The organism is Carnobacterium sp., assembly GCF_032094055.1.
In the GTDB taxonomy this organism is placed as follows: domain Bacteria; phylum Bacillota; class Bacilli; order Lactobacillales; family Carnobacteriaceae; genus Carnobacterium_A.
This window is the reverse complement of record NZ_DAMDAK010000036.1, coordinates 1981-15086: the sequence shown is the minus strand read 5'-3', so window position 1 is coordinate 15086 and position 13106 is coordinate 1981. Positions and strand designations below refer to the sequence as shown.

The following is a 13106-nucleotide window of genomic DNA, read 5'->3' as shown; positions in this document are numbered from 1 at the left end:
ATATTGTTTTTTGTGGTAATAAAAGCATTATCAAAGCTGATTATTTAATAGATGATCACATTCACCATTTTGACGGTTTTGCTGGAACGGGTTTATTGTTCACTGCACATCACAATAAACAGATCGATTTTCCTTATCGTATGAACAACTGGCAAGAGGTTAGAGAATTTTTTAACCAGTTGGCTGAGTAAAGACTTTCAATACAAGTATAGCTAAATAAAACACTGGTAATTCATCAATTTAACCTGAGGAATTACCAGTATTTATATGATAAGATAAAAAATGTATTCTTTAACGAAAAGATCTTCTTATTTTACTTTTAATTTTCCCGAGCTATTTCTGCAATGTTTTTTTGCGCAATTTCTTCTAATGCAATCGTAAATTGTAATGAAAAATCTTCGAACTTACAACGGTATTTGTCTAACTGATCTTGTCCACAGGAGTTGCTCCCTAACCCATTTTGGCAAGTATCTATATTTAAGACCACATAATCACGTTTTTTCAAATCAATCGTATGCTTAGCTTTTTCAAGATCAATCGCTTCATATCTGGACACGCTGTAATCGAATGTATTATTTGTTTTGACTAACAATGCATTATTTTCTTTTGTTAAACCGACCCAATCGCACTCCATATGGTTGCCGTTTTCTTGAGGTTTTACATAATTGACAAATAAATCGTCTACTGAATTTGTAAATACTCCTAGATAAGCTGCTTGACGAGAATCACTGTAGTTTTCTAAAGGACCAAGTCCTCTCCAAGAAACAGTGTCAAAATCTTTGGCTATTTGAAGGGAAACCCCTAATCGAGGAAGCATTGGCGGAGCAAGCAGCTTGCGGCCAGACGCGATTCCATCAATAGAGAAGCTGATTTGGCCAGATGAATCTATTACATATTTATAATCAAGATCATAATACCATGCGCTGTTCGTAGTCCCATAGTAGGCACTTACTCGCATTTCAAATGTATTTTCTTTTGTTTCACATTGAACTTCGCGAACAGATTCATGAGGCAAGTGCATAAAGTATTTATTTTTGTAATCTTCTAAAAGATACATATCGTTATCAATAGGAGCTCTCCAAAAGTTCATTTCCGGACCTTTTTCAATAACTTTTTCTTTGTTGTAGTACGCCTCAAGCAGTTTCCCTTTGACTTTATCGAAACGGAAACTGAACTGATCTCCTTCTACTGTCACAAAGGCTTGTTGCTCCCTTACTTTTATTTCACTAGTATTCGTTTTATTTGTCTCTGCTAAAGGTTTTTCTTTATGCCAAACAAACACACTTCTCGTTACTTCAAATCCCTTTTGTGCCCAAGCTGCTGTATTTTTTAATTGATAAACAAACCGAACAGTATAGAGAGCACCTGATTTAAAGACAACTTCAGGATAGCAGATTCTTATAGTAGATGATTTTCTTGCTAACGTTTCAGGTATTGTTTCATTCCGTTCTTCGATCAAACGATCATCTTCATAAAACTGACATATCAATTGGTAATCAGCTAAGGTATTAAAATCTAGTCTATTTGTAAGCTGGTAAAATCCTGATACACTATCAATAACTTTTGTTTCAATCGGTTCAATTACTTTTTTGTATTCAATCAGACTAGTAGAAGGTGTCCGATCGGGCAACAACATTCCATCGATACAGAAGTTGCCGTTATTTGGATCATCTCCAAAATCACCACCATACTGGTAATAAACTTCCCCTTCTTCAGAAACCGATTCAATCCCATGATCGAACCATTCCCATATAAATCCGCCTTGGATATGATCGTGCTGATAAAAAAGATCTTGATATTCTTTTAAGTTGCCTGGACCATTCCCCATGGCATGTCCGTATTCACAAAGAATATGCGGTTTTTTCGTATTTGTAATAACTTTATCCATTGTCAGTTTGTCATCTTCTCTTTCTAACCACGTATACATAGTTGAGTATACATCGCTGACCTCCACTTCGAAATCCCCTTCATAATGAACGAGTCTCGTTGGATCTGTCTTCTTAGCATATTCTGCCATTTTTCTGAAGTTGTATCCAAAAGATGATTCATTTCCAAGTGACCACATAATAATAGAAGGATGATTTTTATCTCGTTGAATCGTTCGTTTGATACGGTTGACATGGGCTTCTTCCCATTCTGGATTATCAGAAAGCCATTTATAATCTTCTGTCAACTCGAAACCATGGCATTCTAAGTCGGTTTCATCAATAACATACATACCGTATTCATCACATAAATCATAAAAATAAGGTGAGTTAGGGTAATGAGCGGTCCGAATCGCATTGATGTTGTGCTGCTTCATCAAAACAATATCTTTTTCAATACTTTCTTTAGTCGTGACTCTGCCTGTTGTCGGACTATAATCGTGGCGATTTACTCCCTTTAATTTAATAGCTACACCATTGACTAGGAAACAGTTTCCTTGTACTTCAATTTGTCTGAAACCAACTTTTTGATTGATGACCTCAACAACTTTCCCATCTTTTTTAACGGTCATTAAAAGTTGATAAAGATAAGGAGACTCAGCAGACCATTTGTGCGGTTCTGTGATGGTTTTAACTAAGCTTTCTCTGCCATTTTTTTCTTCTTCAACTACTTTGTTTCCATCTTTATCTAATAATTCATAGACAATTTTCTGATCTGCTAGTTCTGTAAAGACAGGGTTAACAATCAACGTGGCTGAAGTAAAGTTTTTGTTCAAAAGAGTTTGAATCGTGAAATCATACAACCCTTCTTTTGGCCGAGTAAACAAATCCACATCACGGAATATTCCGCTCAACCACCACATATCTTGATCTTCTAAATACGTTCCATCCGACCATTGAAATACTCTTACCGTTAACGTATTTGTTCCAGTTGTTAATAGATCTGATAAATCAAATTCACTTTGGATTCTTGCACCTTTGCTGTAGCCGACAAATTGGTCATTTAAATAGACCTCAAAAGCAGAATCCACTCCTTGGAAACGCAAGATATATTGTTGATCTTCTTGAACAGTGTCCAAGTTGAATGTTCTTCTGTAAATACCTGTAGGATTTGCAGTTGGAACAAACGGCGGGATAATCGGAAAATTATACCATAAATCTGAATAATGCATGTCGCCATATCCTTGTCTTTGCCAGTTTCCCGGCACTTCGATTTTATCCCACTTATCTGTACTGCAAGATGTTTTGTAAAAGTCTTCTGGACTATATTCTGGAGCTTCTAAGAATAAAAAGTCCCATTTGCCATTTAAACTTTCAAAAAACAATGCAGTATGTTCACTTTTTTCAGCTTCCATACGATCAGCAAAGCTTCTAAAATTCGCTCTCGGTTCCATTCTATTGATGCTGTCTACCTTATTATTTTCCCATCTTTTTAGTTGTCTCAACCAATCCACCGCCTATTTTTTTTTCGTATTTCATATAACAAATATAAGCAAACCCTACAAAAATAATGACCCCCAGTGCATTGTAAATCAATGTAAACAATGGGTTTGCTGTGCCTTCTGCTACAAATCCAGTTTTAAAGTAGGTTATCAATGCAGCTGGAGAAGGAAGAATAGATACTACAAAAGCGAACATAAAGAAGACTAACAACATGATGCCAATTGTAATACCTGTTTTTTGGTTCCCCATTTTAAATGTACGTGGTAGATTTTCTTTTTTTACACGCATAGTAATGTACGCCCATAGTAGAAAGAGAACTGGAATCAGTGATGTAGCTGCTGTCATATTAATCAAGGTTTTCAAGAATGTATCAATGGAACCCACACCCAATGCTGGAATGATCATTAGGGCTGTGACAATAATAGCTTGCAGTAAAAGTGCATTTGTCGGATTTCCTTCATTATTTGTTTTTGATACCCATTTGCCGAAAATCCCTTCTGGAATTTCAGAAAATAAAATTTTAACTGGAGCTGCTGTCCAAAGAACCAAGGAACCGACTGAACTGAGCAGCATAATTAACCCAACGACTCGAGTAACACCAGTAGTTATTCCAAAGTGAGCTCCCAAAATTGCAAAAGCATCAAATAACGCATTAGAGTAATTTCCTTGCAATGTTTCGCTCGGTAATATCATCCCAACTGCTACCGCGCCTAGAGCGTAAATAACTCCGATGGATAGTGCTGCTACAACAATTGTCTTCATAAAGGATTTGTTTCCGCCTTTAATATCTTTAACGTATACACCAACCGCTTCAGCACCGCCGACTGCTTGCAGGATCCACGCTAAAGTTGTCAAATAGTTCCAGTTCATATTTGAAGATACCGTAGCATTTGTAAAGTGTTGTGCCGGTTTCTCACCTAAAATAAATACAACTGCTAAAGCTAAAATAATAAATCCGATTCCCATAACCAATCGAGCAACTCCAGATAAATCGGTTACTTTAGAAATCCAAGATACTCCTTTAATTGATACATAAGTGGCTAACCAAAAAAGAGCGATAGATAAAAACGAAATAATAACGGTTGCATTACTTCCGCCAAAGATGTTGTACCCTAAAAAAGTATAAGAGGCATAAATCAGAGTTTGCGGTAATAGTGAAGTGAAGAAAAATAAGTTAACAAAGAAATAGGACCACGAACCTAAGAATGCCCATTTTTCTCCAAGAGATGTACGGATCCAACTGTACACTCCAGATTCTGAATCTGTATTAGCTGAAGCAAATTCTCCGATCATCAGAGTAAAAGGAAAAAAATAGAAAATTGTTGCAAATAGAAATGTTGGAACTGCCGCTAGCCCAATACTAGCACTTGCATTAATAATGGTTCCAAAAGAAAATACTGCTGTGAAAGTCATAAGCAGAAAAGAAATGGGTTTCATTTTTCCACGTGTTTCTGGCATGAAAAGGCCTCCTTATAAGTGTTTACTATTTAGTAGGTAATCTGTTCTTTATTTTTTATACTAGCGCTAGTATTTGATTACGCTTTCATTCTAATAGAATTTTTGTTAAAATGTAATTAATGAATGTTGCTTATGTTTGACATTATGTTGCTTTTAGGAGGAAATTTATGTTCAATTCTGTTGGGACATTTTTAACAGAAAAGAGTTTGAATAAGGAATTTTATATTTATGAATGCGGATATGAAGATGTGAAGCCAAGAGAACCTTATCAATATGAACCAATCGATTATTATTTGATTCATTATATTTTAAAAGGCCAAGGTCATTTTTTTATTAATGATGAACATGTTATTTTAGAAGAAAACCAAGGATTTATTATTCCACCTAATACAAAGAATAATTATTACCCCTTAACAGAAGATCCTTGGAGTTACCGTTGGATTGGATTTAAAGGTGCTGCTTGCCATGAAATCTTTCAAGAATGTGGTTTGCTGCTTCCGACTTCTGAAAAAAATAGTTCAAATTATGTTTATCAATTTCTCGACAAGTATCAAATGGATTCTCACTTTAAAAATGTTTTTGCTTTTTCTGAAGTAAATAAACCCTATTCAGCATTAGGAGAAGCCTATCATATCGTTGATTTATTGTCTTCACAGTACCATGAGAGAATCATTCATAATTTAAGCGAAGCTGAAAAATATGTTGAAAAGGCAATGAATTTAATTCATCAACACTATTATAATCCTGATTTTAATATCGAAAATTTATCAGATGCTGTGCAGATTGAACGCACTTATTTATTTCGGTTATTTAAAAAGTATAAACAGATTAGCCCAAAAACTTATTTAATTGAATACCGTTTGAATAAGTCTGCTGAATTACTCAGAAAAACTAGTTATTCGATTGAAGAAATTGCCTTTTTAGTCGGTTTTAATCACCCTTCTCATTTTTCAAGGCAATTTGCTCATTATAAAAAGATGTCTCCTTCCAAATTTCGGGCTCAATTTTATTCTAAATAAATAGGAGTTGCAACTGCTAAACAAACAGTTGCAACTCCTATTCTTCTTATTTTAAGCTGTGTATCTACCAGGGGTCACTTCGCATCCTGGTCTTATTTGAGCTGCGTATTCTAGCTCTTCGCATCCTTATTTAATCTACTGATTTTAGAGCTTCGATCATGTCGATATTTTTTAATTTGATGTGCATAGCGACCATCACGATTCCTGAAAACAGCATAGTCAGCAATCCTGAATAAAGGAAACTAAGCGGTTGGATATTGGGACTAAACATCAACATATCCATCTCGGCTGTATTTAAAACAAATCCATGTAAGAGCAAACCTAAGAACGATCCGACTAAAATTCCCATTAGTGTTAAAATAATATTTTCCCGATAAATGTACATCGTGACTTCTTTATCAAAAAAGCCTAATACTTTAATAGTGGATAATTCTCTGATCCGTTCTGACACATTAATATTTGTTAAATTATAAAGAACAACAAATGCCAACAGTCCTGCTGACACGATGAGTACTAACGTCACAATGCCTAAACTGCCCATTGTATCATTGATCGTTCCGCTCACGTCTCGTACAAAGCTGACAGCTGATACATTCGGTAAAGCTGTTAATTCTCTGCCTATTTTATCTTCCCACTGTTTGCCTTCTTGGTATTTCAGCAGTTGTGTATTGTATACCGGATTTTGACCAATCACTGTTTTATAATAATCTTTTGTCATAAATGCATAATGACCTGCATAATTTTCTGCAATCTGAGAAATTTTAACATCAATTACATTATTATCATCGTCTTTCAACGCTAGTGTGTCACCAGGCTTCACATCAAACAATTTGGCTAGTTTCTCAGTGATAATGACCCCGTTATTTGACAATGAATACGTTTCTCCTGAACGTCGGTCATTCAAAAACACGTAATCAGCTAAATGATCAGTTGTTTCGGGCACAAAAATCTTGAGTATTTGCTCCTTTTTCAGAAGCTGTGTACGGTTCTTGTAAGACGTCCAAGTGATTTTTGATTTCAGGTTGAGATTGAATAAATTCTTGGTACGTTTCTTTTTCTTCTTTAGAAGCATCTGCGTTGTAAGCCACTAATGCATTGTACTTCATAACTTTCCCATATTGAAGATTTGGAATATCTGCAATTGAATCAGATACACCAAAACCTGTTAAAATCAAGGCGGTACAACCAGCTACACCTAAAACAGTCATCAACATACGTTGTTTATAGCGGAATAAGTTACGGGCAGTTACCTTTTGGATGAAACCCATCCGATTCCAAATAAATGGAAGTCGTTCCAGCAAAATCCGTTGCCCAACTTTTGGTGCTTTTGGCCGCATCAACGTTGCTGCATTGCTTTGCAAAGCTACTCTTACAGCTGCATAAGCTGAAGCCACTGTACAAAGTATCGAAATCGCAAATGAAATCAATCCATAGCTGAGGTAATAAGTGATTCGGATACTTGGCAGATTGTATAATGAGCCATATGCGTTGAAGATCACGCTTGGGAAAATTTGATAACCAATCAGTAACCCAACAACCGTACCAACTACACTCGCTAGTGAAGCATAAACTAAGAATTTTTTTGAAATATCCCAATTTGTATAACCAAGTGCTTTCAATGTTCCGATCTGCAGTCGTTGTTCGTCAACCATTCTTGTCATAGTTGTCAAACAAACCAACGCAGCAATCAAGAAGAAAAAGACGGGAAAGACTTGCGCAATAGCCGATATACGGTCAGCATTATCGCTGTATTCTGCATATCCGGGATTGACACTACGATCAAAGACAAAATATTCCGGTTTAGCAAGGTCTGCCAATTCTTTCTTAGCGTCCGCCAGTTCAGCTTCGCCATCTGAAATGTCTTTATCTGCATCTTCTTTCTGCTTTTTAAATTCTGCAGCAGCTTTTTCATACTCAGCTTGGCCTGTTTCAAGCTTTTCTTTGGCTTCAGCTAGTTCAGCTTGTCCCTTCGCCTGCTCTTGATCCAATGTAGCTTGACCTTCAGTTAATTGAGTTTCTCCATTAGCTAATTCAGTTTCAGCTGCTTGAATAGCTTGCAGTCCTTCATCGATTTGCTGTTGATTGACAGCAATTTCATTTTCTCCTGCTACTAATTTTTCTTGAGCAGCTGCTTTTTGTGCGGCAAAAGCTTCTTTTCCTTGGTTTAATTCAGCTTGTGCAGCTTCTAATTCAGCTTGTTTTTGAGCCAATTCGGGTTCGCCGACTTGAATCGTACTTAGTTGTTTGTCTAATTCAGCTTGTCCTTGGCTCAAAGCAGCTTGACCGTTTTCAATTTCTTTTTCGGCAGCTGGAATAGCTTGCTGTAATCCTGCAATTTTTTGTTGCAGTTCAACTACAGCCGCTTCGTCTGTTCCGGCTTCAATTGCTTTTGCCAATTCTGTTTGTGCAGCTTGCAAGGACGCTTTCATCTCAGTCACTTGCTGTTGTCCTGCTTTGAGTTCTTGTGCTTGTTTATCTAATGTTGCTTGACCTTGTTGAATCGCTTCTTTTCCTTGGTCGATTTCTGCTTGTGCAGCTTGAACCGCTTGAAGGCCTTGGTCGATTTTTTGCTGATTGGCAGCTAATTCCTTTTCGCCAGCTGTCAACTCGGCTTCTGCTGAAGCTTTTTGTTCAGTAAAGGACTGTTTTGCTTGGTTTAATTCTGCTTGTCCCGCCTCGAGTTCTGTGCGTTTTGAGGCCAGTTCCTTTTTCCCTTCAGCTATTTTTTGGCTATTGGCATCCAATTCAGCTTGTGCTTTACTGATTTCACTTTCTAACTTTTCAACGCCTTCTTCATACTCTGCACGGCCGTCTTCCAGCTTTTTCTTAGCATCATCTAATTGCGATTGGCCATCTGCCAGTTTTTCTTTAGCTTCCTCAATTTCTTTTTGGCCTTTATCAATTTCTGCTTGTGCTTCTTTTTTTATTTCAGCTAACCGTTCTTGCGGCAGATCTTTCGTTAATTTTTCAATATCTTTCTGATGCTGATTTACTGTATCTTCATATGTTTTGGAATAAGCTTGCAGTGAAGCTGTATCTGAAAACGTGAGATAAGCCTCTGTATAATACTCCATATCAAAGTCCGCTTTAGGAATAACCGCAAAACCATCTAATGAACCAGTTCCAATTGTGCTGTTCCCTCTAGCATCTTTTTCAATGTATTGCGGACTGTTTACAAATCCGACTACTTTATACGTATCTTCAACCAAGCTATCTTGTATCGGATCCTCTTGATCGTCAGTCGTTAAGACAACAGTATCGCCTAATGCATAGGCAGAAGAATATTCAGATGCAGCATCCAGCGCTATTTCCCCAGATTTTTCTGGCAGTCTGCCTGATACAACAGCATACTGGTTAGAGGTATTTTCAGCGTCTTCAGGATAGCTCATGACTTTTGTTACTAATCCGCTATCTTTTAACATCACATCTTTACTGTATGCTTCTTGGACAGCCGCTCCTTTTACTGTTTTCAGTAAATCGATATCCGACTGCTCTAGTCCATAAGTAGAAACGACTTTTAAATCCATTAAATTTGTCTCTTGATAATATTGATCAGTTGTATCGATCATATCCGGGCCGGTAGCTTTGATCCCAGCAAAAAACGCTACACCTAATGTAATAATGGCAAAGATTGAGAGAAAACGAGCTTTGGATTGCCACATTTCTTTGAAAATATCTTTCCATAAAGCTTTCTTTTTCATGTTATCTCCCCCTTTACCATTCGATATCAGCTACTGATGATGGATTGGGGTTCAATGTTGTTTTACGTACTTTTGCGTTATTGATTTCAATAATCCGATCAGCCATTGGGGCTATCGCTTGATTATGCGTAATTACAATGACAGTTGTCCCGGTGTTGATGCAGGTATCTTGTAACAGCTTTAAAATCTGCTTTCCTGTTTCATAATCTAATGCACCTGTTGGTTCATCACACAATAACAGTTTTGGCTGCTTAGCAAGAGCCCGAGCAATCGCTACCCGCTGTTGTTCTCCGCCTGATAATTGAGCTGGAAAATTATTCAATCGATGGCCTAACCCGACATCCCGTAATACTTTTTCAGCATCTAATGCGTGTTGCGAGATTTCGGCAGCTAATTCCACATTTTCTTTAGCGGTTAAATTAGGAACCAAATTGTAAAATTGAAACACAAAACCCACATCATCACGACGGTATTTAGTCAATTCTTTCTTGTTAAATTTAGCAATATCCTTTTCATCAACTTTTACTTGTCCTTCATCGGCATCGTCCATCCCGCCTAAAATATTCAGAACAGTTGATTTTCCTGCACCACTGGGACCGACGATAACAGCAAATTCGCCTCTTTCGATTTCAAAAGAGATGCCATCATTTGCAGCAATGGTGGTATCGCCCATTTGATAACGCTTATATTCGTCGATAATTTCTACAAAAGCCATTCTATCCCTACATTTCTACTTTTCTTTTTTTAATCAATGGAAACAATTATAACATACAAATAAGTCGCAAAAATCGATTTTACGATTTTTACGACTTATTTAATCTTTTAACTATTAGCTTTACATGTTAATTGTTTTTAATCAAAACCAATAAAGTCTCCAGTTTTAGCATCGATATGAACATCATCGTTTGCACTATCGCTGCCTTCTACATCTATTTCATAGTAGACTTTACCGTTTTTGCTATCGATACTCCACTCTTTAGCGTATCCGCTGCCGACTTTATCCAATGCGGCTTTCATAGCTTCTTGTGGTGAAACTAATCCTTCCAGATCCAGAACGTCATCATCACTCACATTGTCTTTGTCATCTGTATCTTGTTTGACAATTTCTCCGGATGTTGCATCAACGTCTAGTTCTACTTCGTTGGTATCGTTGTATCCTTCAATTTGATAAACATAACTGTTTGAATCGTTATCGATACCGACCGAGGTGATTTTTGCATCTGAATATGTTTCTTTGAATTTATTGACTGCGTCTTCCATACTGACATCGAATGTCTTATTTTCTATTCCTTTAGATGAAGTATCATTCATATCACTACTGGTAGAGCTAGAATCTGCAGAACTTGAACTCATTGCTGATGAACTCGATTCAGCCATACTTGAGCTTTCCATTTGACTGCTCGACATACTCATTTCGGAAGAAGCTGTTTCTGAATTTGTCGTTGTATCGTTTTGAGTACCATTACTGCACGCCATCAACAGTAGTGAAGTTGCTAAAGTGACTGTACCGACCAAAGCCTTTTTATTCATCTTTGTTTTCATTATTATCCTTCTCCTTTTTATTTCTATTTCATTCTATGGTTAGTTTGAAACTACCTAAGATTCTTCTTTCTCTACCTATTGATAGTATAAGTTAAGTATAAGGAATCTCTCATGAATTAAAAGTAAAAGGACTTGTCTCTTATTTAACTTGCTAAAAACGAAAAATTAAACCAAAACAATGGTTGCCTAGATTTGCTCTTTTAGTTGTTGTTTAATTTTCATCATTTAGTCGACTATGCCGGTAGCCGTAAAAGCTATAAACTACGAGACCAAGGATCAGCCAAACGGCAAACATTATCCAAACAGTAAGCGACAATTGAAACATTAAATAGAAACAAACGATAATGGAAACGACTGGGAAAAAAGGAACCCCAGGAACTTTGAACTCACCTGATTTTGGTTTCCCATGATCTTTTCGCAATTGCAGGATACCGGCTGCAATAATAACAAAAACCATCAACGTAACGATATTGGTTAAAGCAGCTAATTGGTTTAAAGGGATAATACCAGCTAGAATGGCTGAGATGATTCCCACTACAACTGTCGCCTTATGCGGTGTCTTTGTTTTCTCATTCACTTCGCTCAATGTAATCGGCAATAACCCATCGCGACTGATCGTATAAACTAAACGTGCCAATCCATAGGTCATAGAAATCAAAACTGTTAGTAGTGTTAAAATCGCTCCAACAGAAATCATTCCAGCAATCATATCATGACCAATAAAACGCATAGCAAAAGCTACTGGATCTTTAACATCTAAATGGGTGAACGGCACAATTCCGGTTAAGATCAAGGTTACACCAATATATAAAACGGTAGCTATTCCCAGTGAACCGATAATCCCTCTTGGAACATCTTTTTGTGGGTTTTTCACTTCTTCTGCAGCTGTACTGACAGCATCAAAACCTAAAAAAGCAAAAAAGACGATAGCTGCCCCAGAAGTAATTCCTTTTAACCCAAATGGTGCAAAAGGTGTCCAGTTAACTGGCTTCACATAAAAAATACCGACCACAATAAACAATGCAATCAAACTGAATTTGATGATAACCATTAAATTATTCAACCGCAAAGCTTTTTTAGCACCTTGAACGACAATATAAGTTACAATTAAAGTGATAGCTATCGCAATTACATCTACATAGGTTCCATTGGCTGGATCGTAAGAAGCACGTAAAGCTTGTGGGAAATGCAAACCCATTCCGTCTAAAAAACCATGGACGTAACCTGACCAACCAGATGCAACGGAAGCATTGGCCAGTAAATATTCGCAGATCAGCAACCAGCCAACCAGCCAGCCTAAAAGCTCGCCGAAAATGGTGTAAATATAAGAATAAGCTCCTCCGCCAACTGGCACTCGTGAAGCAAACTCTGCATAACACATAGCAGATAAGGCGCAAGAAAAAGCTGCAATGATAAACGAAACAATCAAAGCTGGTCCGGCAGTTGTAGCAGCGGCAGTACCGGTAATCACAAATATCCCTGTTCCAACAATGGCTCCTAAACCTAACAAAATCAGATCAAACGTTTTTAATTCTTTTTTTAATGTTATTTTCTCATGCAATGCCGTATTCATTGGTTTTTTGCGAAATAAATCCATTAAGCTAACCTACCGATCTCTTATATAATTAATTAGTTGTTTTCTCATACTGCACTGTTCGATTGTCTAAGCTTTCAAATACCCTAAAACAATACCACCGACGATCACTAGTAAACAGCCCAAAATGACAAACTTGAATTCGCGTTTTGTTTTCGTTTCTCCTAAGAACCAAATACCGCCTAGTGTTGAGATGATAATTCCCATTTGTGATAATGAAAAACTAACGGCTAAACCGATTTCTTTCATTGCCAGCAGCATAAAGATATTTCCGATCCCCCAAATCAATCCAGTTAAGATATTTCGAACAGTGTATTTGCTTCGTACGTTTTGTTTCCAAGAAAATAATAAAGCTCCAACTAACATACCAACAGATTGTGGCAAAATCACAGCCAATGCGTTTACGCCAGAAGCGTTGATCGTA

Annotated in this window: 9 protein-coding genes and 1 pseudogene; 2 read left to right on the top strand and 8 right to left on the bottom strand. The window is 37.0% G+C overall.

From position 1 onward, the window contains the following. Positions 1 to 191, top strand: a pseudogene (locus RT405_RS07155) (5'-3'-deoxyribonucleotidase); the annotation flags it as partial. Between the two features lie 128 nt (positions 192 to 319). Here RT405_RS07155 and ebgA read toward each other — a convergent pair. Both ebgA and RT405_RS07145 read right to left on the bottom strand, forming a co-directional pair. Beyond that, the gene (ebgA, locus tag RT405_RS07150) at positions 320 to 3319 is read right to left on the bottom strand and encodes a beta-galactosidase subunit alpha (protein ID WP_396163443.1); all 3000 of its coding nucleotides are present in this window, start codon (positions 3317 to 3319) and stop codon (positions 320 to 322) included. Between the two features lie 22 nt (positions 3320 to 3341). After that, a complete protein-coding gene (locus RT405_RS07145) occupies positions 3342 to 4826 on the bottom strand; it encodes an amino acid permease (RefSeq protein WP_313468755.1) in 1485 nt (494 codons plus the stop codon). A 167-nt stretch (positions 4827 to 4993) separates the two neighbouring features. Here RT405_RS07145 and RT405_RS07140 point away from each other — a divergent pair, with 167 nt between their 5' ends. Continuing rightward, a complete protein-coding gene (locus RT405_RS07140) occupies positions 4994 to 5845 on the top strand; it encodes an AraC family transcriptional regulator (protein ID WP_313468754.1) in 852 nt (283 codons plus the stop codon). Positions 5846 to 5975: 130 nt separating this feature from the next. On the opposite strand, the gene RT405_RS07135 is transcribed toward RT405_RS07140, so the two are convergent. The 6 genes from RT405_RS07135 to RT405_RS07110 form a co-directional block, all read right to left on the bottom strand. Then, positions 5976 to 6788, bottom strand: coding sequence for an ABC transporter permease (locus RT405_RS07135; RefSeq protein WP_313468752.1), 813 nt, complete (start codon positions 6786 to 6788; stop codon positions 5976 to 5978). After that, complete coding sequence (locus tag RT405_RS07130) at positions 6772 to 9546, bottom strand: FtsX-like permease family protein (protein WP_313468750.1); 2775 nt, start codon at positions 9544 to 9546, stop codon at positions 6772 to 6774. The genes RT405_RS07135 and RT405_RS07130 overlap by 17 nt, the downstream gene beginning before the upstream one ends. Before the next feature lie 13 nt (positions 9547 to 9559). Further along, positions 9560 to 10261 (bottom strand): ABC transporter ATP-binding protein, encoded by a 702-nt coding sequence (locus tag RT405_RS07125; protein WP_313468748.1) that lies wholly within the window; start codon positions 10259 to 10261, stop codon positions 9560 to 9562. Between the two features lie 137 nt (positions 10262 to 10398). Then, entirely contained in the window at positions 10399 to 11088 is a 690-nt protein-coding gene (locus tag RT405_RS07120; protein WP_313468746.1) for a PepSY domain-containing protein, read from the bottom strand. Between the two features lie 211 nt (positions 11089 to 11299). Then, the gene (locus tag RT405_RS07115; protein WP_313468744.1) at positions 11300 to 12685 is read right to left on the bottom strand and encodes an amino acid permease; all 1386 of its coding nucleotides are present in this window, start codon (positions 12683 to 12685) and stop codon (positions 11300 to 11302) included. 66 nt (positions 12686 to 12751) lie between these two features. Beyond that, positions 12752 to 13106, bottom strand: a 355-nt coding sequence (locus RT405_RS07110; protein WP_313468742.1) for a GRP family sugar transporter, incomplete at its 5' end; no start/stop codon positions are given.